Origin of the sequence: Pseudoalteromonas sp. 31A1 (genome assembly GCF_011378815.1) — a bacterium.
Classification (GTDB): Bacteria; Pseudomonadota; Gammaproteobacteria; order Enterobacterales; family Alteromonadaceae; genus Pseudoalteromonas; species Pseudoalteromonas arctica.
The window spans coordinates 38,642-62,474 of sequence record NZ_WTKY01000006.1; the positions used below are offsets into that span (position 1 = coordinate 38,642).

18 protein-coding genes are annotated in these 23,833 nt (G+C 40.1%); 8 read left to right on the forward strand and 10 right to left on the reverse strand.

What is annotated here, in order from left to right:
• The first annotated feature begins 13 nt into the window (after positions 1 to 13).
• Both yihI and GQR52_RS08075 read left to right on the forward strand, forming a co-directional pair.
• The gene (gene yihI, locus GQR52_RS08070; protein ID WP_007582074.1) at positions 14 to 610 is read left to right on the forward strand and encodes a Der GTPase-activating protein YihI; all 597 of its coding nucleotides are present in this window, start codon (positions 14 to 16) and stop codon (positions 608 to 610) included.
• Positions 611 to 622: 12 nt separating this feature from the next.
• Positions 623 to 1,138 (forward strand): DUF2489 domain-containing protein, encoded by a 516-nt coding sequence (locus GQR52_RS08075; protein ID WP_010553820.1) that lies wholly within the window; start codon positions 623 to 625, stop codon positions 1,136 to 1,138.
• A gap of 94 nt (positions 1,139 to 1,232) precedes the next feature.
• Here GQR52_RS08075 and hemN read toward each other — a convergent pair whose 3' ends face one another.
• Complete coding sequence (hemN, locus tag GQR52_RS08080; RefSeq protein WP_165728096.1) at positions 1,233 to 2,606, reverse strand: oxygen-independent coproporphyrinogen III oxidase; 1,374 nt, start codon at positions 2,604 to 2,606, stop codon at positions 1,233 to 1,235.
• A gap of 124 nt (positions 2,607 to 2,730) precedes the next feature.
• On the reverse strand, positions 2,731 to 3,264 hold the full coding sequence (yjgA, locus tag GQR52_RS08085) for a ribosome biogenesis factor YjgA (RefSeq protein ID WP_007582068.1): 534 nt from the start codon (positions 3,262 to 3,264) through the stop codon (positions 2,731 to 2,733).
• Positions 3,265 to 3,408: 144 nt separating this feature from the next.
• On the opposite strand from yjgA, the gene pmbA reads away from it, so the two are divergent.
• From pmbA to GQR52_RS08100, 3 genes are all read left to right on the forward strand, one after another.
• The gene (gene pmbA / locus GQR52_RS08090; protein WP_007582066.1) at positions 3,409 to 4,758 is read left to right on the forward strand and encodes a metalloprotease PmbA; all 1,350 of its coding nucleotides are present in this window, start codon (positions 3,409 to 3,411) and stop codon (positions 4,756 to 4,758) included.
• A 72-nt stretch (positions 4,759 to 4,830) separates the two neighbouring features.
• The gene (locus GQR52_RS08095; protein ID WP_024589904.1) at positions 4,831 to 5,316 is read left to right on the forward strand and encodes a DUF721 domain-containing protein; all 486 of its coding nucleotides are present in this window, start codon (positions 4,831 to 4,833) and stop codon (positions 5,314 to 5,316) included.
• 415 nt (positions 5,317 to 5,731) lie between these two features.
• The gene (locus tag GQR52_RS08100) at positions 5,732 to 7,807 is read left to right on the forward strand and encodes a M13 family metallopeptidase (protein WP_165728097.1); all 2,076 of its coding nucleotides are present in this window, start codon (positions 5,732 to 5,734) and stop codon (positions 7,805 to 7,807) included.
• Between the two features lie 288 nt (positions 7,808 to 8,095).
• On the opposite strand, the gene GQR52_RS08105 is transcribed toward GQR52_RS08100, so the two are convergent.
• The 4 genes from GQR52_RS08105 to GQR52_RS08120 all read right to left on the reverse strand — a co-directional run bounded on the left by GQR52_RS08105 (position 8,096) and on the right by GQR52_RS08120 (position 14,767).
• Complete coding sequence (locus tag GQR52_RS08105; RefSeq protein ID WP_165728098.1) at positions 8,096 to 9,163, reverse strand: aminoglycoside phosphotransferase family protein; 1,068 nt, start codon at positions 9,161 to 9,163, stop codon at positions 8,096 to 8,098.
• Between the two features lie 23 nt (positions 9,164 to 9,186).
• Positions 9,187 to 9,585 carry an 8-oxo-dGTP diphosphatase MutT gene (gene mutT, locus GQR52_RS08110; RefSeq protein WP_007582062.1) on the reverse strand — a complete coding sequence of 133 codons (399 nt, stop codon included), beginning with the start codon at positions 9,583 to 9,585 and terminating at the stop codon, positions 9,187 to 9,189.
• Positions 9,586 to 9,653: 68 nt separating this feature from the next.
• The gene (gene secA, locus GQR52_RS08115) at positions 9,654 to 12,368 is read right to left on the reverse strand and encodes a preprotein translocase subunit SecA (RefSeq protein ID WP_007582061.1); all 2,715 of its coding nucleotides are present in this window, start codon (positions 12,366 to 12,368) and stop codon (positions 9,654 to 9,656) included.
• Positions 12,369 to 12,739: 371 nt separating this feature from the next.
• Positions 12,740 to 14,767, reverse strand: coding sequence for a methyl-accepting chemotaxis protein (locus GQR52_RS08120; protein ID WP_165728099.1), 2,028 nt, complete (start codon positions 14,765 to 14,767; stop codon positions 12,740 to 12,742).
• A gap of 116 nt (positions 14,768 to 14,883) precedes the next feature.
• On the opposite strand from GQR52_RS08120, the gene GQR52_RS08125 reads away from it, so the two are divergent.
• The gene (locus GQR52_RS08125; protein ID WP_165728100.1) at positions 14,884 to 15,654 is read left to right on the forward strand and encodes an NADP-binding protein; all 771 of its coding nucleotides are present in this window, start codon (positions 14,884 to 14,886) and stop codon (positions 15,652 to 15,654) included.
• On the opposite strand, the gene hutH is transcribed toward GQR52_RS08125, so the two are convergent.
• From hutH to hutC, 3 genes are all read right to left on the reverse strand, one after another.
• Positions 15,651 to 17,186, reverse strand: coding sequence for a histidine ammonia-lyase (hutH, locus tag GQR52_RS08130; protein WP_165728101.1), 1,536 nt, complete (start codon positions 17,184 to 17,186; stop codon positions 15,651 to 15,653). The genes GQR52_RS08125 and hutH overlap by 4 nt on opposite strands.
• Positions 17,187 to 17,188: 2 nt before the next feature.
• Positions 17,189 to 18,862: a urocanate hydratase gene (gene hutU / locus GQR52_RS08135; protein WP_165728102.1), complete on the reverse strand. Its 1,674-nt coding sequence runs from the start codon at positions 18,860 to 18,862 to the stop codon at positions 17,189 to 17,191.
• A 66-nt stretch (positions 18,863 to 18,928) separates the two neighbouring features.
• Positions 18,929 to 19,636 (reverse strand): histidine utilization repressor, encoded by a 708-nt coding sequence (gene hutC, locus GQR52_RS08140; RefSeq protein ID WP_165728103.1) that lies wholly within the window; start codon positions 19,634 to 19,636, stop codon positions 18,929 to 18,931.
• A gap of 118 nt (positions 19,637 to 19,754) precedes the next feature.
• Between hutC and hutI the strand changes: the two genes are divergently transcribed.
• Both hutI and GQR52_RS08150 read left to right on the forward strand, forming a co-directional pair.
• A complete protein-coding gene (hutI, locus tag GQR52_RS08145; protein WP_165728104.1) occupies positions 19,755 to 21,002 on the forward strand; it encodes an imidazolonepropionase in 1,248 nt (415 codons plus the stop codon).
• Positions 21,003 to 21,122: 120 nt separating this feature from the next.
• Positions 21,123 to 22,787, forward strand: a complete 1,665-nt coding sequence (locus GQR52_RS08150; protein ID WP_165728180.1) for a GGDEF domain-containing phosphodiesterase — start codon at positions 21,123 to 21,125, stop codon at positions 22,785 to 22,787.
• Here the strand turns inward: GQR52_RS08150 and GQR52_RS08155 are convergent.
• On the reverse strand, positions 22,784 to 23,833 hold the full coding sequence (locus tag GQR52_RS08155; protein WP_165728105.1) for a formimidoylglutamase: 1,050 nt from the start codon (positions 23,831 to 23,833) through the stop codon (positions 22,784 to 22,786). The genes GQR52_RS08150 and GQR52_RS08155 overlap by 4 nt on opposite strands.

The window sequence follows — 23,833 nt, forward strand, 5'->3', positions numbered from 1 at the left end:
AGATGATCAAGATATGAGTAGAACTAAAAAGTCACGCAAAAGCCCAGCAAACGGACCTGTTCGTTTAAGCCAAGATAAGCTTAAAGAAATGCGCGCATTAAAAGAGCAGCGAGTTAAAAAAACCAAAGGTGCTAAGCCAGGTTCTCGTAACGCGCCAGATTTACTAGATAGCGAAAGCCATAATGCTGGTCACGCGCCGAAAGATAAGCGTGTAGGCAGTAAAAAGCCGGTACCATTAATTGCAACTGCGCCTGAGCCTAAAGTTGAAATGAAACGCAACTTAAAGCCAACTATTGAGCTGAAAAAGGTAATCGAGCCTGAATTTACACCTGAACAAGAGCTAGAAGCACTTGAGAATGACGAGCGTTTACTTAAACTAGTAGAGCGTCATGAAGAAGGTGAAATGCTAACTGGTAAAGATGCTAAGTACTTTAATAGCCGTATTGCTCGCCATCAGGCGTTATGTGAAATTCTTGGTATTGAAGACGAGGATGAAGACGAATTTGAAGATGACCTTGAAGATGATATTGAAAGCAAAGGCAATTCTGATTTCGATCAATACTTATCTGACGATTTAGCCAACGAATGGTTAGATGAAGACGACAAATAGTAAGGATAAATAATGAGTACCGCGGTAATTTTAGCCTTACTTTTAGGCGCTGCTATAATAGTTGGTCTGGCATTTTATGCGGGTCAGTTGCTGTATAAGTTAAATGCGCAAAAAAAGTTAATTGCTAAAACGCAGGCTGAACAAAAGCAAAAGCTTGAGAAGTCGCGTTTAAAGCGAAATGCCAAACTAGCCGATAGTATTCATTTAATTGCGCGTGCAATGAATGAAGAGCAGTGTGAGTTTTCTGAAGGCTGTTTACGTATTTGGGTACTTATGTCTCAATATGGCTTTGAGAGCGAGCGTGATTTAACGACACAATATCCTGGCATTTATAAAATGTACCAGGTAGTTAAAGAAATGCCGACACACGATGCACGTAAAAAATATGCTAAAAAAGAAATTTTTAAGCTAGATAAAGCTCGCTGGCAAGCTGAAGAAACACTTAAAGATGAAGTTAAAGCCGATTGCGCTAAAATTATCATCGAGTTTAAAGCCGCTCCTGGCAGCGATAAAGTGGTTTTTAACTAGCTTTAGTTTTTCGAGTACTCAAAAAAAGCAGACCTTGGTCTGCTTTTTTTATGCGTAAAAATTTTCATACTAATTGCATTAAATTAGTGATCTGCTAAATCACTCGCGAAAAACGCGTCGCATTTATTTGTTTTTGTAAATGAGCGTCAAAGCACATGCAAATAATACGAATGAATAAGTTGCCGCGTGGCGTTACGCTAATTTTATTATCATTTATAGTGACTAGTTCATCTTTTATAAGTGGCGTAAGCGCAATTAACGCATCCTCAAAGTAGTCATTAAATATAAGCGCATGCTTTTCGCTAAAGTCTTGTATATCTAATTCAAACTGGCAAATGAGCTGCTTAATTGCATCAGCACGAATTACATCATCATGCGTTAAGTGCATACCTTTATTAAGAGCACAGCCGATTTGTGTTTCGATGCTGTGGTAATAATGTTTTAATTCTTTTTGATTTTGTAAAATGGCACTGTCAATTTGCGAAATTGATGACACGCCTAAGCCTAATAAATCACAATTTCCATGGGTTGTATAACCTTGAAAATTACGATGTAACTTGCCTTCATTTTGCGCAATAGCTAGTTCGTTATCGGTTTTTGCAAAGTGGTCCATACCAATAAATTGATAGCCTGCTTGCGTCATCTGCTCCAGCGTGTTTTTAAACATAGTGAGTTTATTATGTGCACTGGGTAAATCTGCATCTTTAATCTTACGCTGTGCGGCAAAGCGCTCTGGTAAATGCGCGTAGTTAAACACCGATACTCGGTCAGGGCTTAACTCAATAAGTTGCTCTATAGTTTGCTTAAAGCTCTCTGGCGTTTGCAGAGGAAGCCCGTAAATCATATCTGCATTAATAGATTGAAATCCCAGCTCGCGAGCTTGTGTAATTAATTGCTTGACCGTATCTGCATTTTGCGGGCGATTAACAGCAAGTTGCACGTCGTCGTTAAAGTCTTGAATCCCAAATGAGACACGGTTAAAGCCAAGCATCCTTAAATCAACGAGCATATTATCGGCAAGTGAGCGTGGGTCTATTTCAATGCCGCGCTCTGTTGTGCTTGTAAAATTAAAGTGCTGCTCTAAAAGCTTAATTAGACGAGTCATTTGTTTTGCGGTTAAAAAGGTGGGAGTACCGCCACCTAAATGTAATTGCTCAACCGTGTAGCTTTTAAATAAAGGCGCTTGGGCAGTAATTTCTTTTGCTAAAAAGTCGAGATACGTATCTGCCTTAGATTGATGGCGGGTAATTATTTTATTACAGCCACAGTAGTAGCAAAGCTGACTACAAAACGGGATATGAATATATAGAGAAAGTGAACGGCTCGTTGATGATTCTACAGCGCTAAGTAGGTCTTGTTGTTGATATCCATCACGCAGTGATAGAGCTGTGGGATACGAGGTATAACGCGGGCCAGACACATTATATTTGTTTATTAGGGTTTGATCCCATTGTGGAAGTTTAATCATCACGCGCACCTAAGTATTTATTTAGGGGGTGATTATAAAAAAGTACGCAGTGAGGCGGTTTGATCTATAACAAAAAAGGTGCCGAAGCACCTTTTTTAATAAAATATCAATTAATGCGGTCTAATTAATACGTAACAGTATGGGCATCTTTGAGATATTGAAATAACTCTTTATAACCTTTACCCGGCTTTTCAGCTTTCGCTTCTTTTGCCGCATTACGAACCAATTGACGCATTTGCTGACGATCAAGAGACGGAAACTGTTCAATAGTCTCATTGATAAGGTCATCACCTTGTTCAATTAGGTCTGAACGTAATTGCTCAATTTTTTTGACCAATACTTCAGCTTGGTTATTTTTATTAAGCATTACATCGATAATCGCTCTAATAGCGTCAATGTTTTCTACAGTACGCAACGTTTTAGCGATGTAGTTTAAGTGACGGCGGTACGCGTCACTTTTATTACTTATTTTATCAGCAACAACCATTGCCGCTTTTAAATCGTCATTTAATGGCAGGCGTTCGCGCTGTTTTTTACCCATTTTGGCAATTTCAGTACCTAACTGATGAAACTCTTGCGCTTCGCGCTTAAGCTCCGTTCTTGATACATATTCAATTTCTTCTTCAATTTCAGCAGGCTTGCCTTTTTTCTTTGCCATGGGGTGCTCTTAAATAAAAATAACTTTTGCCATTATACATGAATATGATACTTAGGAATATTAGCTGATGTGATGCATTGAGTGTGTTAGCATTTAAATATAAGAAATGCGTGCATTATGCCTCTAAGGCTCAGGACTTAATTTATGAAAAGCCAACAAAACGATCCAATTTATTCTCAAATATCGCAAGTTAAAGATGCGGTAGCAGAAGTACTCGAACATGCCAAAAAATTAGGCGCAACAGCTGCAGAAGCGGCTATGTCTAGCACGTCTGGTTTATCGGTTAGTACACGAATGGGTGAAGTAGAAACCATTGAGTTTAACCAAGACGGCGGCTTAGGCATTAGTGTATATGTTGGTAATAATAAAGGCTCAGCATCGACAGCTGATTTAAATCCAAAAACATTGCGCATGGTAGTCGAAAAAGCGATTGATATAGCCAAATTTACATCGGATGACCCATTTAACGGCGTTGCTGATAAAGAATTGCTTGAATTTAATCCTAAAGATTTAGATTTATACCATCCTTGGGATGTAAGCCCTGAAGAAGGTATTGAGCTTTGTCATGCTGCTGAGCAAGCTGCATTAAACGCAGATGAGCGCATTGTTAACTCTGATGGTGCGAGTTTTTCATCTCACCAAGGATTACGTGTTTATGGTAACAGCCATGGTTTGATAACTGGCTTTCCACGCACTCGTCATAGCATTAGTACTATGGTAATTGGTCAAGATGGCGAGCAGATGCAACGCGACTCTGCTTATACTGTTGCCCGCGACCAAGCGGGTTTAAATGACGCAGCGGCAGTTGGGCTTGAAGCAGCAGCTGAAACATTGGCTAAATTAAATAGCCAAAAGTTAGGCACAATGAAAGTGCCTGTTATTTTTAGAGCCGATATTGCAAATTCATTATTTGGTCACTTAGTGTCGGCAATTGGTGGTGGTGCGCTTTATCGTAAATCAAGTTTTTTACTTGATAGCTTAGGCACACAAGTATTTAGTAATTGTGTGAATATTGCCGAGCGCCCACATATTTTAAAAGGGTTGGCGTCGTCACCGTTTGATAGCGAAGGCGTTAAAACATTCGATAGGGAAATTATTCAAGGCGGCGAGCTACAAACTTATTTATTAGCAAGTTATGCCGCGCGTAAAATGAATATGACCCCAACAGGGCATGCTGGCGGTATACATAACTGGCTTGTTGAGCAAACTCATAACGATTTAACTGCACTATTAAAAACGATGGGCACCGGCTTATTAGTTACAGAGCTAATGGGGCAGGGCGTAAATACCGTAACGGGTGATTACTCTCGTGGTGCTGCTGGTTTTTGGGTTGAAAATGGTGAAATCCAATATCCTGTAAGCGAAATTACCATTGCTGGTAATTTAAAAGATATGTTTAAAGGCATATCTGCTATTGGTGGTGACATCGAACGCCGTGGTGGTATTCAAACTGGCTCAGTATTAATAGAGCAAATGCAAATAGCCGGCGCGTAGTATTAATACGCAGTGTATACTTAGACCTAGAGTATTATCTCTGGGTCTAAGTGAGCTTTTACGAGGTGTAAAATGGCTAAAGATAGATATGCACCAAAACCGCTAACCGATATTATGGCGGGGTTAAATAATCGTTTATCAGCTTATGCAGGCAAAAGCCAAGCACTTGATACACAGCAAACCCTATTAAAAGATTTTTTGGGTCCTAAGTTGGGTGATAAATGCCGAGTCAGTAATTACCGAGACGGCACGCTAATGATAGAGGCTGTATCTGCACCTATCGCGCTTAGACTTAATTATTTGAAAATGGATATGCTTTCACATTTTAGAGCTGCCGGAATGGCAGAGCTCGGGCAAATAAAAATAACTGCAAATCCTCAAGCAACTCAGAGATTAAGTACAGCGAATAAGTCGGGCAGTCCTGCAGTTACCAACTCACGTAAAATGAGTGAGCAAACAGCGGATTACTTAAACGCGATAGCATCTTCTGCACCCCCTTCTTTAAAAGAAAAACTAGAGCGTTTAGCGCTTCACGGAAAAAATAAAAGTAAGTCTTAACTACCCACCATCTTGTTATTGGTGGGGCTAATTTGGCAGCTCACCGCATTCAAAATACTTTGTTACATATTCCATTTTATTGTTGGCTTAATGAGGTTTATGATACTGCGTGGGCTTTATATTGATCGAAAGCTCTTTGATACCCATTCCATTAAGTAAAAGCGTGTAGGCAGTGCTATTTTTACTCCTGCTATATTCAAGAATTTAATGGAGTTGGTATGTGATACCAACCTGCATAAGTCTTTGATCAATTTAACGAATTAAATTGCACTATAACGTCGTTAAAAAATTTTTATTTAGAGCAACTAGATACAAAAACTTTTGCCTGGTTCTAGCGTAATTTTCTTAACGTTAAATAGACCCCATATATAAGCAGATTGGTATGATTCAATTCTAACTAACAAACGGAATAATTATGAATAAAGTAACAATGGCTGCTGCAAGTATCGCACTTGCGCTTGGCTTGGTAGGTTGTGGTGAAAAACAACAAGAAACTAAAGTAACCGACACTCCAGTAGTAACAGCACCCGCTGAAAAACCACTAGAGCTTGGTATTGAACTAGCTAATATGGATAGTTCAGTACGCGCACAAGACGATTTTTATTACCATGTAAATGGTCAGTGGTTAGCTAAAACTGAAATACCAGGTGATAAGTCTAACTACGGTTCTTTTTCGCAGCTATATGATGAGTCACAAAAAGCGATGAAAATTGCCCTTGAAAACGCAGCCGCGAATAAGGCCGCTAAAAAAGGCAGCGATGAGTATAAAATTGGCGCATTTTATAAAAGCTATATGAATAAAGATGCGCGTAATGAGCTAGGTATTACGCCATTACAACCGTCATTAGATACAATTGATAGCGTTAAATCTAAAGCTGATTTAGTGGGTTTAATGGCTAAAATTCAAAAACAAGGCGGTACTTTACCGTTTGGTTGGTTTGTAAATAACGATGCTAAAAACTCAAGCGAGTATGCATTGTATTTATCTCAGTCGGGTCTTGGTTTACCAGATCGTGACTATTACTTAAAAGATGACGAAAAATTCACTAAAATTCGCGCTTCTTACGAGCAATACATCACTGATGTTTTAGCTAAGTCAGGCGTTAAAAATGCAGCAGAAGCTGCTAAGAGCGTACTTGCATTTGAAAAAACACTAGCTGATGCTCAGTGGAGCCGTGTGCAAAGCCGTGATGCAACTAAATCTTATAACAAGATGACAGTAGCAGATGCAAGCAAGTTGATGGGTGACCTTGATTTAGCTGCATTCTTTAAAGATGCAGGCGTGAGTGCAAGTGACATTATTGTACGTCAACCAAGCTACTTAGAAGCACTTGCTACTATTTACAAAGACACTGATTTAGCGACGTGGAAAAACTACTTGAAATTTCATTTTGTAAGTGGTTATGCAGAGCTACTTAGTGAAGATTTAGTTAACCTTAACTTTGACTTTTACAGCACAACACTTCGTGGCGTAGAAGAACAAGCACCTCTTTGGAAGCAAGCGGTTGATGCATCTAACAGTGTACTTGGTGAAATATTAGGTAAGGTATACGTTAAAGATAACTTCCCGCCAGAAGCAAAAGCACGCATGGAAGAATTAGTTGATAACGTAATTAAAGGTTACGGTGTTGCTATTGAAAATCTTGAGTGGATGAGCCCTGAAACAAAGCTTGCAGCGAAAGAAAAACTAGACAAATTTACACCTAAAATTGGTTACCCAGACACGTGGAAAGATTACTCAGAGCTGGATATTAACTCAGATGAGCTAGTAGGTAACTACATTCGTTATAGCGAATGGGCATACGCAGACATGATTGCTAAATTGGGTAAACCAGTTGATCGCTCTGAGTGGCACATGACTCCGCAAACAGTAAATGCGTATTACAATCCAGTAAACAACGAAATTGTATTTCCAGCAGCTATTTTACAACCGCCATTCTTTAATTTAGAAGCGGATGATGCTGTAAACTACGGCGCAATTGGTGCAGTAATTGGGCATGAGCTTGGTCATGGTTTTGACGACCAAGGTGCTAAATACGACGGTGATGGCAACTTACGTAACTGGTGGAGTGAGACTGACCTTAAGCAATTTGAAGAGCGTACAGCGGCTTTAGTTGCACAGTATAACGAATATAAACCGTTTGAAGATGCAAGTGTTAATGGCGAGCTAACGCTTGGCGAAAACATTGGTGACTTAGGTGGCTTAACGGTTGCGCATAAAGCGTATATGCTGTCTTTAGGTGATAAAAAATCACCAGTGATTGATGGTTACACAGGCGATCAACGCTTCTTTATGGGTTGGTCACAAATTTGGCGTCGTAACTATCGCGATGAAGAGTTACGTAATCGTTTATTAACAGACCCTCATTCACCAAGTCACTACCGTGTAATCGGTATCTTGTCGAATATGCCTGAGTTTTACGAAGCGTTTGACGTAAAAGAAGGTGATAAAATGTATATCAAACCAGAAGATCGCGTAAAAATTTGGTAATTTACTAAATAGACTGATTTAAAGTTAATAAAAAACCAGTAAGTTTTTAGCTTACTGGTTTTTTTGTATCTTGAATTTGTAAATAACCTGAACTATGGATAATAAATCTACCTCAAGCAGCTATTTTCAGCGCTAACTGCGTTGAATTTACTTGCAATAGGCCAGCTATTGACGCGTAAATTCGCCTTGTTTTCACTAAAAATCTCTGACTAGAGAAAATAAATTTAAATATCACCATGATTCAATACGTTAATAAATCTCTTAACCAGAGTTCAGGTTAAATAAGCTTTAGCTCATTAAGTATTGGTGCATCCATTTTTTGTTACTGAGTATGTTTTTATAAAGCGCGAGTTGGTTTTGTGCTCGCTCTAAATTATGCTCTGCATGAGCCACTTTAAAGTACACATCGTTATTTAGGTAATCAGTTAAAAAGCGCACACTTAACATGAGCGGCATTATTTTAGCGCCTAGCAGCAGGCTTTCTTGTTCTTTTGTACTCATGCTACTTTTTAATGGCGTTACATAGCCTTTAACAATGGCTGAAAATATATCTTTTCGAATAATAACGTTGTGTAAGTTTGTTGAATCCTCGGCTTCGGGGGAGCAGAAAGTGCGTACCATGTCGCCAAAATCATAAAGCCTAAATCCCGCCATGCAGGTATCTAAATCAATCACTGCTTTTGCTTTGTGAGTTGCACTACAAAACAGCATATTATTTATTTTTGTATCGTTATGACACACTCTAAGTGGTATCTGCTTAGCTATACTACTAAGCTCGGTAATTAAATGCTGCTGCGATAAGCAATATTCTATTTCGTCAGCGCAGTGCTTTACTCTATTTACAGAGTTATTTGTGATTGCGGTATTTAATTGCTCAAAGCGCATCGCTAAGTTATGAAAATCAGGGATTACAATATGTAGTTGTTGTGCATCAAAATCTTGTAATGCATGGGCGAATACGCCAAAGGCGTAAGCCGCTTGCTCGCTCTGTTGCGCATTTTTAACAACGTCTTCGCTGTAACTGTCACTAATATAGCTAAGGACGCGATAATGCGCGCTATCAATTTCTATTAAGTGTTCGTTGTTTTGTATGGCTATATGCTTAACTGTTTCAAGGGGGTAGTTGCTTTGTAGTTGTTTGGTATTTAAATGCTGCTCAATTAGTTTTGCATTACTTACTAACTGAGCAGGGTATTTAAATACCTCAGTATTAAGTTTTTGCACAATAAACTGTTTATCAATACACGTAAGTAGCCATGTACTATTTATATGGCCGCTACCAATCACACTAACTTGAGTTAACTCAGGATTTAATGCTAATTGTTCGCTTAGCTTATTTTGTATTGAGATGTTCATTGTGCTCACTTGTACCTAGTTTGTTATGCGTATCGGGCTACTATTTTCTCGATAATTTCAGCATTAGCTTCAGGAAAATCATAATTTTCTAATTCACTAATTGCTACCCATTCACTAGGTTGTCCTTCAGCGCCATGTGCTTCACCGCTAAAGTTACTCACTACGTGCACATCTAATTTAACGCACTTATCGCCGTAGTCATGTTCAATCACCATAAGTTGGCTAGAGCTGTGAATTGTTAATCCAACTTCTTCAATAAGCTCGCGTTTAAGTGCAACAAAAACACTTTCACCTGCTTCTACTTTGCCACCAGGAAATTCCCATAAACCGCCTTGATGTTGTTCATCTGCGCGTTTACAAATGAATATAGCGTTATTTTTCTTAATAACACCAACAGCTACATGTACAATTTCTATAGTCATTACTTTAAAACTCCATAAAAAAAAGCGACGCTAGCGCCGCTTTTTAATAAGCTAATAACAATACTGGGCTATTTTAATTTACCGCAACATTGTTTGAATTTTTGACCTGATTTACAAGGACAAGGGTCATTACGACCTACTTTTGGTTCTGTACGAGCCATTACAGTAGCTGTTTCTGGTGCTGGCGCTTCGCCACCTACTTGCTCAGCTTCTTCATGTTGGTATTCGCGAGGAGCATTTTCACTTTTACGGTGTTGCTCTTCTACTTTTTCAACATCTTCTTCTGCGCGTACTTGTACTTTACTTAGGATGCTTACAACATCTACTTTCAAGTTTTCAAGCATTTCAGAAAACAGCTCAAACGATTCACGCTTATACTCTTGCTTAGGATTCTTTTGCGCGTAACCACGTAAATGAATACCTTGACGTAAGTGATCCATAGCAGCAAGGTGATCTTTCCAATGCTGATCAAGACTTTGTAGCATAATCGCTTTTTCGAATTGACGTAAAACAGAATCGCCAACTTGCTCTTCTTTTTGCTTGTATGACTGCTCAACCGCCTGCTCAATACGCTCACGAAGTTTTTCTTCGTATAGTTTATTGTCATCTGCTAACCACTGAGTGATTGGCAACTCAAGTAAGAAGTCTTGTTTTAAACGCTCTTCAAGGCCAGGAATATCCCACATTTCAGCAAGGCTTTGTGGTGCAATGTATTGATCAATTACACTAGCAAGAACATCACCACGAATTGCTGTGATAGTCTCTGAAATATCGCCTTCTTCAAGTAGCTCATTACGTTGAGAGTAAACAACGCGACGTTGATCGTTTGCTACATCATCGTACTCAAGCAATTGCTTACGAACATCAAAGTTACGTGCTTCTACTTTACGCTGTGCATTTTCAATCGCACGGTTTACCCATGGATGTTCAATTGCTTCACCGCGTTGCATACCTAGTTTACGCATCATATTAGTCATGCGTTCACCAGCGAAGATACGCATTAGTGCATCGTCCATCGATAGGTAGAAACGACTAGAACCGGCGTCACCTTGACGACCAGAACGACCACGTAATTGGTTATCTATACGACGAGATTCGTGACGTTCAGTACCAATGATATGTAAACCGCCAGCATCAATTACCGCATCATGGCGAATTTTCCAAGCAGCTTTAATTTCAGCAATTTGCTCAGCAGTTGGGTTTTCAAGTTTTTCAACTTCACTGTTCCAGTTACCACCTAACACGATATCGGTACCACGACCGGCCATGTTGGTTGCAATTGTTACTGTACCTGGTAGGCCAGCATCTGAAACGATATCTGCTTCTTGCGCATGAAATTTGGCATTAAGTACGTTGTGCTTAATTTTTTCTTTGCGTAAAAACTGCGATAAATACTCAGAGCTTTCAATTGAAATAGTACCTACAAGTACCGGTTGTCCGCGGTCTTGACAGTCTTTAATGTCAATTAAAATTGCTTCGTATTTTTCTTCTTGTGTTAGGTAAACTAAGTCGGCGCGATCATCACGAACCATTGGCTTATTAGTTGGCATAACAACAGTATCTAGGCCGTAGATAGATTGAAACTCAAAAGCTTCAGTATCGGCAGTACCTGTCATACCTGCTAATGTTTCGTATAAACGGAAGTAGTTTTGGAACGTAATAGATGCAAGTGTTTGGTTTTCGTTCTGAATATTTACACCTTCTTTAGCTTCAACAGCTTGGTGTAAACCTTCTGACCAACGACGACCTTCCATTGAACGACCAGTATGCTCATCGATAATGATTACTTCGTTTTCTTTTACTACGTAATCAACATCTTTTTGGTATAGCTTGTGGGCACGAAGGGCGGCATAAACGTGACTTAGTAGCGTAATGCTTGCTGCTGAGTAAAGCGAATCGCCTTCTTCAATTAAGCCGCGTTCAGTAAGTAGCTCTTCTACTTTAATTTGACCACGTTCTGTTAAATGAACTTGCTTAGACTTTTCATCAATAGTGTAATCGCCGTCGCCTTCAACACCTTCTTCGTCTTCTTTTTCTTGAAGTTCAAGTAAAGGAACGATGGTATTTATTTCAGTGTATAGCTCAGAGCTGTCCTCAGCTGGGCCTGAAATAATAAGCGGAGTACGCGCTTCATCAATTAAGATTGAATCCACTTCATCGACTACGGCATAAAATAATGGACGCTGAACACGTTCATCAATGCTAAAAGCCATATTATCGCGAAGGTAGTCAAAACCAAATTCGTTATTTGTACCGTACGTAATGTCAGCAGTATAAGCTAGCTTCTTCTGCTGTGGCATCATACCCGGTACGTTACAGCCTACAGTAAGGCCTAAAAATTCAAATAACGCACGGTTGGTTTCAGCATCACGTTTAGCAAGGTAGTCATTCACAGTAATTACGTGAACACCTTTGCCTGTTAAGCCGTTTAAATAAGCGGGTAGGGTAGCTGTTAGTGTTTTACCTTCACCGGTACGCATTTCTGCAATGCGACCTTGATGTAAAACCATACCACCTAATAACTGCACGTCGAAATGACGCATGCCATTTACACGCTTTGACGCTTCACGTACCACAGCAAAAGCTTCAGGTAGGATATCGTCAAGGCCTTGTCCGTTATCGTAACGTTCTCTAAACTCAGCTGTTTTAGCTCTTAAATCTTCATCAGAAAGCGCTTCAAGTTGCGTTTCTAGCGCATTGATTAGCGCGACCGTCTTTCTTAAGTTTTTAATAGTGCGGTCATTGCGACTACCAAAAAGCTTGGTAAATAAATTAGATATCATGATAAAACCGTTACAATGTATTCTTTGTCAGCCGAGTATCGGCTAACCCATTTTTAACAATTGGTAATTAATATGTGCTTTTAAATAACACTTAGAACATATTAATTAGCAATATTGTATTAAACCGCTCAAAAAGCACTGTTTATTACGTGCGCTACTATACCAGACTCTGCCAAACAACAAACTATCTCAATAAAAAGATCTGTGTATAAAATCGAAAAATTTGATCTGGTTCGTAAAAATAACTTTGTATTACTCAATTACAGTAAAAATAGCAGCGAACTGTAAAGATATGGTGCTAAATAAATTAAAAACAAGGGTTATAGCTGCGCTTAAGTTTGACGCTTAAACACAGCTATTAAATGAGTGTTTTATAATTTAAATTGGTTAACCGTTTTGTTAAGTGCCGCAGCTAGATCACTTAAGTCACGAGCTTCGTCAGCGAGGGTATGTGCATGATCAGCGGTACTGTTCACTAAGTTATTAATTGCCGAAAGGCTCGTATTAATATCTTCAGCAACGACTGTTTGCTCCTCAGTTGACGTTGCTATTTGATGACTTTGGTCTTGTACTTTAGTGACCGACTGCGCAATATTGTGAAGTGAGCTAAGTACTTCTTTAGTTTGCAGTACTGAGCCCTCGGTTTGATCTTGTCCTTGTTGCATCATCACTGAGGCCTGTTGAGCTATTTGCTGCAAGCGCGAAATCATATTACGAATATCGTCAGTTGATTCTTGTGTGCGACTTGCTAGTGAGCGTACTTCATCAGCAACAACGGCAAAGCCTCGACCGTGTTCACCGGCACGAGCTGCCTCTATAGCCGCATTAAGTGCAAGTAAGTTGGTTTGATCGGCTATTGAATTAATTACATCGACTAATGCACCAATATTATTACTTTCTTGCTCAAGGCCTGCAACCACTTTAGATGCTTCGCCAATATGCAACGCCAGTTCAGTCATTACTTTTTGCGCCTGTGTAGAACGGCTTGCACCTTCAGCTGTAATTGCCTGAACTTCTTCAGCTGCATTATTTGTATGTTGTGCATTACGTGATATTTCAAGCACAGTAGTCGCCATTTCAGTTACCGCGGCGCTGACGCTATCAACTTGCTGCTTCTCTTGCTGAATTTCAGAATTAGTTTGCTCAGAAACATGTCTTAGCTGAGCTGCTGCATTACTTAGCTGTTCTGCTTGCGCTGCGGTTTCTAGCATCATGGCGCGTAATTTATCAATAAAAGTGTTCATATGATTGGCCAGCTGTCCCACTTCATCTTGGCTATTAATATCAATTTTTTGAGTAAGGTCGCCTTCACCCGATGCTATATCACGCATAATGTGCGTAAGTGTTGTGATGGGTTTTGAAATCATATGGGTAGCCCATAAAATCATGGCTAATATAATAATTAAGATAATAACTACTGCAGTTGTTGTTGCGGTTACTGCGGCATTTACGGGCTCTTCAATCATGCTAGTAGGAATAAGTAGACCTACATACCAATCTATATAAGGCTGATCTAGCTGTAAGCGATGGTAAACCACATAAAACTGCTCACCTTTAAAAGTAACCATTTGGCTGCCTTTAAGGTTATTTCGCATTTGTGTATTTAATTCTTTAAAGCCTGCTGTATCTGTAAATTGTTGCTCAAGCGCATCGAGTCCTTCTTTACCGTTTGCACCTTCATCTGTAATTGAAAGTTTGTGTCCAGTGGCTTTTGAAAAGTGAACTACTTTTTGATTTCCATCGAGTAAAAATCCATAACCTTGGCCGTTAAAGCGAATATTTTCGACCATGTCGTTAATTTTGTTTAGTTGTAAATCAACACCGCCCATACCAATGAGTTTACGCTGTGCGTTATAAACAGGTTGTTGTACTACTGCAGATGCTACGCCTGTGGTTAAATCAACAGAGATTGGACCTACATAAAGTTTGTTAACTTGCATGGCTTCTTGCCACCAACCACGCTTGTAGGCGTAATAAGGCTGGCCGTTGTAGTGACTTGTACGTTCATTTTCTTTAAAGTATTCACCGGTGGTTGCTGAGGCAAAAAAGGCCGATAAAATGTTTTCGTCGTTTGAGCTTAAACGCACAAAGTCTTGGTTTACTTCGTTGTAACCTGGCGCGCTTTCGAGTGCTTGATCGCGAGTATCCCAATTTTCAAAAAAGTTGATTAAATGTGGGTTATTAACAAAGGTTGATACCATTTTACCGTACATTGCAAAGTAACTTTGCATTGAAAGTTGCTCGGTCTGTAGATAACTTTGTGCTTCGTTTTCTATGTTTTCTCTAGAGAGGTTGGCAATGTGTTTAACAAAGAATGTTGAGGCGATAATTAGTAAAACGGTAATTGTTCCACCAATCAATAATAATATTTTCTTCCGTAATGATAAATTATTTAGCATGAGTGCGCATATTTTTATTATTTATGAAATTATATCTAATCATATCTTACTTAAAATCTCTATAAAGTTAGATAGAAAGAACTAATTATGCGTTTAAAATAAAGGCTTATACAAAAATGACAAATAAAAGTAATAAATTAGTAGTATTAGGTGCAGGTTGGTTAGGACATGCTTTATGCGTAAGTGCGCAAAAAGCTGATTGGCAAGTACAAGGAACGCATAGAACAGATATACACGAGTTTGATTTTGAGCGTCAGTTTACACTTGAAGATGGGCAATTAAGACATCAAGTTGATTTACAAAATGCTTATTGGGTATGTGCTATTCCACCACGTAGCAGGGACAGTGAAAGTAATTATCCTGAAACACTCACCGCAGCGCTTAAGCTCTCAAAGGAGTTAAACGCAAAGGGCTTTTTATTATGCTCATCAACCGGGGTATACGATCAAGAGCCTGGTGTATATAGCGAAAGTTGCGATATTTCATGCACAAACGAGCGCCAAATAAAGCTCTATGAGGCAGAAGAGCAAGTACTTGAGCAAGACGGGAAAGTGCTGCGTTTAGCTGGATTACTAGGGCCTAATAGAGAACCGGGTCGTTTTGTGGCAGGCAAAGAGCTTAATACATCAAGTGAGCAAGTAGTAAATATGGTGCATCAACAAGATGTAATTAATGCTGTTTTTGCGGTGATAGAGCACTGGCAAGTAGGGCAAAATATTTATAATGTTGTTAATCCTGCGCACCCAACAAAAGCTGAATACTACGCAGTGAAGTGTGCAGAACATGGTGGCGAGTTACCACGCTTTACCAGTGATGATAAAGCTGAGCGCAAAGTTATTGGCTCAGCTATTGAAGCGCTAGGCTTTACTTACCAATATGGTATTTAATATGCTGAAGGCAGGGGGCTGCTCTCTATGAAGTCGCATAGCTTACCTTCACTTAGTAATGTATTAGCAGCTTCGATATCGGGAGCAAAGTAGCGGTCTTTATCATAATAACTCACATGCTCGCGTAATAACGCTTTAGCGCTTTGCACTTTATGTGATGGTTCAAGCGGCTTTCTAAATTCTAGCCCTTGAACCGATGCTAACCATTCTATTGCCAAAACGCCTTGGGTATTATTGGCCATTTCATCTAAGCGCCTTGCTGCAAAGGTTGCCATAGATACATGATCTTCTTGATTTGCAGATGTAGGCAAGCTATCGACCGAAGCCGGATGCGCTAATGATTTGTTTTCTGACGCAAGCGCTGCTGCGGTAACTTGGGCAATCATAAATCCTGAATTTACACCGCCGTTTTCAACTAAAAATGGCGGTAATTTGGATAGGTTTGAATCGATAAGTAATGCAATTCGCCTTTCTGCTAATGCACCAATTTCGGCAATTGCGATAGCTAAGTTATCGGCGGCCATTGCAACTGGCTCTGCATGAAAGTTACCTCCCGATATTATGTCGCCTACATCGGAAAAAACTAGAGGATTATCGGTTACACCGTTTGACTCGCATAACAATACTTCTGCGGCTTGGCGTATCTGAGTTAGGCAAGCACCTAGCACTTGAGGTTGGCAGCGAAGGCAGTATGGATCTTGTACTTTTTCACAATTTACGTGGGAATCACTAATTTGAGAGTGCGTATCGAGTAGCTCTCTAAATACTTGCGCGGTGTCTATTTGTCCGCGCTGACCACGAATATCATGAATACGTGCATCAAATGGCGCGCGACTACCCATTGCCGCTTCTATGCTTATCGAGCCGATAACGCAGCTTTGTGCATATAAGTTCTCGCTTCTAAATAGGCCTTGTAGTGCAAACGCAGTCGACGCTTGTGTGCCATTTAATAATGCTAAGCCTTCTTTAGCTGCAAGGGTAAGAGGTTCAAGCCCCGCTATTTTTAACCCTTGTGCTGCACTAATTATTTTTCCTTTATGTCGCATTTGACCTTCAGCTAATAAAGGTAGGCACATATGCGCAAGAGGGGCTAAATCCCCCGATGCCCCCACAGAGCCCTTTTTAGGCACGCACGGATATACTTCGCTACTAAGCAGCTGCATAAAAAATTGGATTACTTGCAGGCGTATACCCGAGTAGCCGCGCGAAAGCGAGTTTACTTTTAAGGTGATCATTAACCTTACTGTGCTGTCATCCATGTATTCGCCAATGCCCGCAGCGTGTGAAAGCACAATGGAGCGCTGTAATAATTCAAGTTCGTCGTCGACTATTTTGGTATTAGCTAATAACCCAAACCCGGTGTTAATCCCGTATACAGTGCGGTGCTCATTAATAACGTTTTGAACGGTTTGCGCGCTTGCTGCTATTTGCGATTCAGCATGCTTTGCAAGGCTTAACTTTACCGGTGAATTATTAATTTTTCTCAGTGTGTTTAAATTAAGTGAGCCTGGTGTGAGAGTAAGTTCGAACATGATCATTCCTCGTTTAGCATAGGTAGGTCTAAATTTTGTTCTTTGGCGCAGTTCTTTGCTATGTCGTATCCAGCATCAGCATGGCGCATTACACCCGTTGCAGGGTCGTTCCAAAGTACGCGAGCAATACGCTCTTTAGCTTCATTTGTACCATCGGCAACAATAACCACACCAGAGTGCTGACTAAACCCCATACCTACACCGCCACCATGATGAAGAGACACCCAAGTAGCGCCACTTGCCGTATTAAGCAGTGCATTGAGTAATGGCCAGTCCGATACCGCATCTGAGCCATCTTTCATACTTTCTGTTTCGCGGTTAGGGCTGGCAACTGAGCCCGAGTCGAGGTGGTCACGACCAATAACGATAGGGGCTTTAAGTTCGCCATTTTTAACCATTTCGTTAAAGGCCAATGCAAGGCGTGCTCTATCTTTTAAACCTACCCAACAAATACGTGCAGGTAGCCCTTGAAATTGAATGCGTTCACGCGCCATATCAAGCCAATTATGTAAATGTGCATCATCAGGAATAAGCTCTTTTACTTTTGCATCGGTTTTATAAATATCTTCTGGATCGCCCGATAATGCTACCCATCTAAATGGGCCAATACCTTCACAAAATAAAGGGCGAATATAGGCGGGTACAAACCCAGGAAAATCAAACGCGTTGGTAACACCTTCATCAAACGCCATTTGACGAATATTATTTCCGTAATCAGTAGTGGCGGCACCCGCTTTTTGCAGCGCCAGCATGGCTCTAACTTGGACTGCCATTGATTGTTTAGCCGCTTTTACTACCGCTTTTGGATCTTGCTCACGCATTTTTTCTGCGTGATCCATTGTCCAGTTTTGTGGTAAGTAACCATTTAATGGATCGTGAGCTGATGTTTGATCTGTGACTACATCAGGTGTAATACCTGTTTTAACCAGTGTACTAAATACATCGGCAGCGTTACCAAGTAGGCCAACTGATAGGGCTTCACCTTTTATGCACGCATCGGTTATTAATTGCAGTGCGTGTTCAAGGTTCGCTGCTTTTACATCAACGTAGCCTGTTTTTATACGAAAATCGATACGGCTTTCATCACATTCAACAACTAGCGCACTAAACCCAGCCATTGTAGCGGCAAGTGGTTGCGCACCGCCCATACCACCAAGGCCACCCGTTAATACCCACTTACCTTTAGCGCTGCCTGAAAAATGTTGCTTTGCCATGGCTATAAAGGTCTCGTAAGTGCCTTGTACAATGCCTTGCGAGCCAATATAAATCCAAGAACCCGCTGTCATTTGCCCGTACATCATCAAGCCTTTTTTATCGAGCTCGTTAAAGTGCTCCCAATTTGCCCAGTGTGGAACAAGGTTTGAGTTGGCAATAAGTACACGAGGTGCATTACTGTGGGTTTTAAATACACCAACGGGTTTTCCTGATTGTACAAGCAGAGTTTCGTCGCTTTCGAGTCTATCGAGGGTCTCTATAATTTTGTCATAACTTGGCCAATCACGAGCTGCTCGGCCAATACCACCATATACAACAAGTGCATGAGGATGTTCTGCAACTTCAGGGTCTAAATTATTCATTAGCATGCGCTTAGCAGCTTCAGTTTGCCAGCTTTTAGCACTTATTTTATCGCCATGAGGTGCACGTATTACGCGACTTGTGTCGAGTCGGTTGTTCATGTTTTACTCCTGTTGTATATACAAGGTGATTTGTTATAAAAAAAGCGCAGTAAGCGCTATTGTTTGTTATTTTTTAAATGTTAAGTGACCACCTAAGCGATATTTACTGCCTGGTGATACAAGGCGCGCAAAGCTTACAATGCCGTTGATAGACCATGTGCGTCGAATAACTTGTAAGCATGGCTCTTCGTTGTATAAGTTTAACCATTGACACATTTCGCTGTTTGGCATAATAGCCTCTACGGTATGCCTCGCTTGGGTAAGTGGTGCAACACTAGATAGATATTCATGAGGTGTAAGCGTGCTAAAGTCTTGTTGTAAGTAACCAGCCGCAAGTGCAGGGTTTACAAAACGCTCTTCTAGCTGCAAGGGGCTGTCGTTTTCGTTATGCACGAGTACACTTCGATATACAACACTGTCAACCTCAACACCAAGTGCAATGGCAATAGGTGCGACTGCATTTATTGATTCAAGTATGAGTACACTACAGGTGTAGTTGCCGTTACGCTCTTTTACTTCATCAGCAATGTTTTTTATTTCGAGTAACGATGACTGCGATTTAAATGTGGCTACAAACGTACCTAACCCTTGGCTGCGGGTTAAAATACCTGCCTCGGTTAATTCGCTTAGTGCTCGGCGGGCTGTCATTCTGCTGACGCTAAATTGACTACTAAGTTCGTTTTCAGAGGGAACACGTTGGTTTTCTTGCCACGTACCGCTGCGAATTTTATCAACAATGAATTGTTTTATTTGCGCAAATTTAGGTGTCGTCATTAAATTTATGGTTACATTAAAATAAACTATATAAATAAGATGACACAATTGTCTTGTATATACAAGATGGGTTGTTAGACTATATTTTCATCACTCTGGGCGTAAAAAGGGCTGAAAAATGCAAAGCACAACAAAAAATTATGAGTTGGAAGAAATCGACTTACTTTTAACTGATGCCAATATTGCCACTATGGATAGCAATATAAATGCCCCTTATGGCGCAATCGAAAATGCTGCTATAGCTATCAAAAATGGTAAAATTGCGTGGATTGGAGAGCAATCAACATTGCCCAGTTTTGATGTGTTTGCAACGCCGACATTGAGTATAAAAGGGCAGTGGTTAACGCCGGGCTTAATAGATTGTCATACACATTTAGTGTTTGCAGGTTCAAGGTCGCAAGAGTTTGAGCAGCGCTTGCAGGGTGTAAGTTATGAGCAAATTGCGGCACAAGGCGGTGGCATAGCAAGTACGGTTAAAGCGACGAGAGCAGCCGATCGAGAGCAATTATTTGTTGATGCAAAAGATCGCTTAAATACGTTGTTAAAAGAAGGTGTAACCACTGTTGAAATAAAGTCAGGCTATGGGCTAGATACTGAAAACGAGATAAAAATATTAGAAGTAGCTCGTTTATTAGGTGAGCATCATCCTATTGATATTAAAACTACTTTTTTAGGGGCGCATGCTCTACCGCCTGAATACAAAGACCGTGCTGATGAATATATTGATTTGGTATGTACTGACATGCTTGATCAGGTAGTGGCTAATAATCTTGCTGATGCAGTCGATGTATTTTGTGAAAATGTAGGCTTTAGTTATTCGCAAACCAAACGTGTTTTCCAGGCGGCTAAAAAGCATAACCTCCCAGTAAAATGCCATGCTGAGCAGTTATCTAATCAACATGGTGCTGAGCTGGTGGCGCAGTTCAATGGCCTTTCGGCAGATCATATTGAGCATCTCGATGAAGAGGGTGTAAAAGCCATGGCAAACGCTGGGACGGTCGCGGTGTTATTGCCCGGTGCATTTTATTTTTTAAGAGAAACACAATTCCCACCTATTGAGTTACTTAATCAATATAAAGTACCTATAGCTATTGCGAGTGATTTTAATCCTGGCACTTCACCGCTGTGCTCAGTGCACTTGATGATGAACATGGCATGCACATTGTTTAGATTAACACCCGAGCAAGCATTGGCAGGTGTTACTCGCAATGCTGCTAAAGCACTAGGGTTAGACGACCGTGGTATTTTAAAGGTTGGTGCAAGAGCTGATATTGCGCATTGGCAAATAAGTCATCCATCACAATTAAGTTACCAATTTGGCGTAAATAAACTGTTAAATTTATGGATTTTGGGTAGAATTAACTAGTTTGTATTATTTTTGCCCACATATAATCTGGTTTAAACTTTTTTAGCGAATACGGATGCCGTTAATTTGAACATACTAACCGACAGTAACTTCCCAATATTTTTTAGTGGTGCACTATTGATGGCGATGATTGCCACTTTATTTTCCGTTAAAAATGCCAGTATTAAATTTAGCTATTTATGCACAGCAGCTGTTGGTTTGGCTATTTTGAGTACGGGCGCAGCTTGGCTTGCCATTTTACTTGCCTTTGGATTTTGCTTTCATTTATGGCAAGCCTTTGAGCGAAATAATTGGAGCATGATTATTACCAGCTCAATGGCTGGTCTTTTATTTGTTGTTCTATTTTCAGCTCATTTATTATTGGAAGTTCCGTTATTTTGGGTTGTGTTAGCAATATTATTATTAGCTATTGTTGGCTTTTTAAATGACGAAAGCGCTGAAATAGAAGTCGTGATAGAGCCAGAACCTACAGGTGATACATTTATAGAAGAGTCTCCGCTTTCGGTTTTTGCAGATAGAAAACAGTTACGCCAAGGTTACTATGCATGGTGCGACAACAAGCAAGTAAGTGCAGCGTTAATCGTTATTCGTCTTGAAGGGTTTGAGCAAGTTAACCAGCATATAGGACGTGACTTTGGCGATATACTTTTAGCACAATCGGCTAATCGAATAAAAGAACTGCTTTCAAGTGACGAAATAGTGACTTTAGTTGGGCAAGAAAAGCTAGCCCACTTAGGGGGCCTTAACTTTGCATTTATTTGTAGTTTCGCGAATCAAAAACATTTACATGAGTTGGTTATTGAACAAATACTGGGTGCAACACTTAAGCCATTTAATGTTGCTAACTGCACTGTAGAGGTAAAAGCGAGGGCGAGTTATGTTGATTGTAATGAGCAAGACAATAACTTTGATAATTTAATATCGTACGCATACCTAGCACTCGATAGCCACCCAAATCGCAAGGTTGTGCCTTATCATCAACAAATGATGATTGAACTGCGAGAGCAACAAGCGCGACTAAAAGAATTAGCAAATATTGATTTTTCGAGCGAATTAGAACTCTATTTTCAACCTATAATTTGTAACGAAAACGGTCAAATTGAGTTTTTAGAATTACTACTGCGTTGGCAGCATCCTAAGCAAGGGATTTTATCGGCTAATCGTTTTATTGACGACATAAGAATAGCTGGGCTTGGTTATCCGCTTGCTAAATTTGTAATGGAGAGAGCCGCTGAGCTTGCAATGGCGCTTAGAGTAGAAGGTATTTCCATACCGCTTAGCATTAACGTATTTGGCCCTGAAATGCTAAATGAAGAGTTTGTTGAATTTGTTGATGTTGTTATAAATGAACATCACTTAGAGGCGGGAGACTTAATTGTTGAATGCCCTTTACATATTTTTGCTGGTTTAGATGACAAAGGCCGAGGCATGATCGCAAGGCTTAATAACATAGGCTTAAAAGTATGTGTGGATGGACTGGGCGATAACCCGGTACTACTTTCTAAGTTGCCAAGTTTAGCGGTTGAGTATATTAAGGTTTCACCTTCACTTACCGCTGACTTTAGTAATCAAAACAATATACGCAGTTTAGTTGGTGGAATGGTTGATATGCATAGCCAACAAAAAACAAAAGTGATTTTTGAAGGAGTAGAAACACTTGAGCAACTTAAGTTTGTAAAAAGCTTAAAAGGTTATGCTGCCCAAGGTTATTACTTTGGTCACCCGCTAAGTAGTATCGGTTTAATGAGCTGGCTAAAAGAGTGGCGATCGGTTCAACAACGTTAAGTGTTTTCTTTGGCTTGTAGGTAGCTATTTACAAGTGCACTAATCACTTGCCCTACATGGGCAGCACCGGCATCTAACCCGTTAGGATGCTGGTTAGGCGCTGCTTCACATAAGTGTAAGTACTTAGAGTGCCGGTGGCTTGCAGCTAAATGCACAAAGTGCTCAGTGTCACTCACACTAAATCCGCAATATGTATACGCACTAACTGGCATATAAGTAATACTATCTAAATCAACTTCAACACCCAGAGGTAAATCATTAAAATTACTTAGTGCATTTTCAATTGCCTGCGTTAGTGTAATTTTTCGCTTAACTTGTATAGATTGATAGCTATCAAATTTAAAGTTAGCTTCACTCATTGCATCTATAATTGCTTGATTATTTTTTAATTCATGTAAGCCAATAACATGGTAATTACTTAGATGTTGCTCGTTATACGCGTAGCGAAAACCATTACCACTATGGCGACCTTCACATTCTCTAAAATCGGCATGAGGGTCAAAATTGATAGCATTAACAGGCGTGTTTTTTGACTTACTTAGCGCGCGAATAATACCTAAGCAATTATTGTGACCTCCGCCAATGACGATTGGCTCAAGCCCTGCTTTAAAAATAAGGCTTAATACTGACTCTACGCGTTCATCAAGTTGTTGGCATAAATCTCGTAATTGAGTTAACTGCTGGGCTTGCTGATTATTAAGTTGGTTGCTTTGCGCCATTAAATCATCAGTATTTACTTCACCCAATAAAAGTACTTTTTGAGTGGCGATAAATTGATTATGGGGTTGGTTTAAAAAACGTTTTAAAAAAGCAGACCATGCTTCGTTTGCACCGCCATTTCCTAAATTTGCTTTTGGGCCAATATCTTCGCAAATACCAAGAAGTACGTAGCGAATGCCAAATTGAGCTGCGTCAATAAGTGCTTGTTGCAGGTTTACTTGAGTGTCTAGCAAGGCCATTGATTGCCATGCTTTTTTTTCATTTACGCGGTTAGAGCAAAGTGCTCTAACCGCGCTTTCATCATATACTTTTAAATGGGAGGTCAC

Bases quoted from the DNA above. Each gene is read 5' to 3' on its own strand.
- yihI (WP_007582074.1), top strand. From the start codon at position 14: ATGAGTAGAACTAAAAAGTCACGCAAAAGCCCAGCAAACGGACCTGTT.
- GQR52_RS08075 (WP_010553820.1), top strand. From the start codon at position 623: ATGAGTACCGCGGTAATTTTAGCCTTACTTTTAGGCGCTGCTATAATA.
- hemN (WP_165728096.1), bottom strand. From the start codon at position 2,606: ATGATTAAACTTCCACAATGGGATCAAACCCTAATAAACAAATATAAT.
- yjgA (WP_007582068.1), bottom strand. From the start codon at position 3,264: ATGGCAAAGAAAAAAGGCAAGCCTGCTGAAATTGAAGAAGAAATTGAA.
- pmbA (WP_007582066.1), top strand. From the start codon at position 3,409: ATGAAAAGCCAACAAAACGATCCAATTTATTCTCAAATATCGCAAGTT.
- GQR52_RS08095 (WP_024589904.1), top strand. From the start codon at position 4,831: ATGGCTAAAGATAGATATGCACCAAAACCGCTAACCGATATTATGGCG.
- GQR52_RS08100 (WP_165728097.1), top strand. From the start codon at position 5,732: ATGAATAAAGTAACAATGGCTGCTGCAAGTATCGCACTTGCGCTTGGC.
- GQR52_RS08105 (WP_165728098.1), bottom strand. From the start codon at position 9,163: ATGAACATCTCAATACAAAATAAGCTAAGCGAACAATTAGCATTAAAT.
- mutT (WP_007582062.1), bottom strand. From the start codon at position 9,585: ATGACTATAGAAATTGTACATGTAGCTGTTGGTGTTATTAAGAAAAAT.
- secA (WP_007582061.1), bottom strand. From the start codon at position 12,368: ATGATATCTAATTTATTTACCAAGCTTTTTGGTAGTCGCAATGACCGC.
- GQR52_RS08120 (WP_165728099.1), bottom strand. From the start codon at position 14,767: ATGCTAAATAATTTATCATTACGGAAGAAAATATTATTATTGATTGGT.
- GQR52_RS08125 (WP_165728100.1), top strand. From the start codon at position 14,884: ATGACAAATAAAAGTAATAAATTAGTAGTATTAGGTGCAGGTTGGTTA.
- hutH (WP_165728101.1), bottom strand. From the start codon at position 17,186: ATGTTCGAACTTACTCTCACACCAGGCTCACTTAATTTAAACACACTG.
- hutU (WP_165728102.1), bottom strand. From the start codon at position 18,862: ATGAACAACCGACTCGACACAAGTCGCGTAATACGTGCACCTCATGGC.
- hutC (WP_165728103.1), bottom strand. From the start codon at position 19,636: ATGACGACACCTAAATTTGCGCAAATAAAACAATTCATTGTTGATAAA.
- hutI (WP_165728104.1), top strand. From the start codon at position 19,755: ATGCAAAGCACAACAAAAAATTATGAGTTGGAAGAAATCGACTTACTT.
- GQR52_RS08150 (WP_165728180.1), top strand. From the start codon at position 21,123: ATGGCGATGATTGCCACTTTATTTTCCGTTAAAAATGCCAGTATTAAA.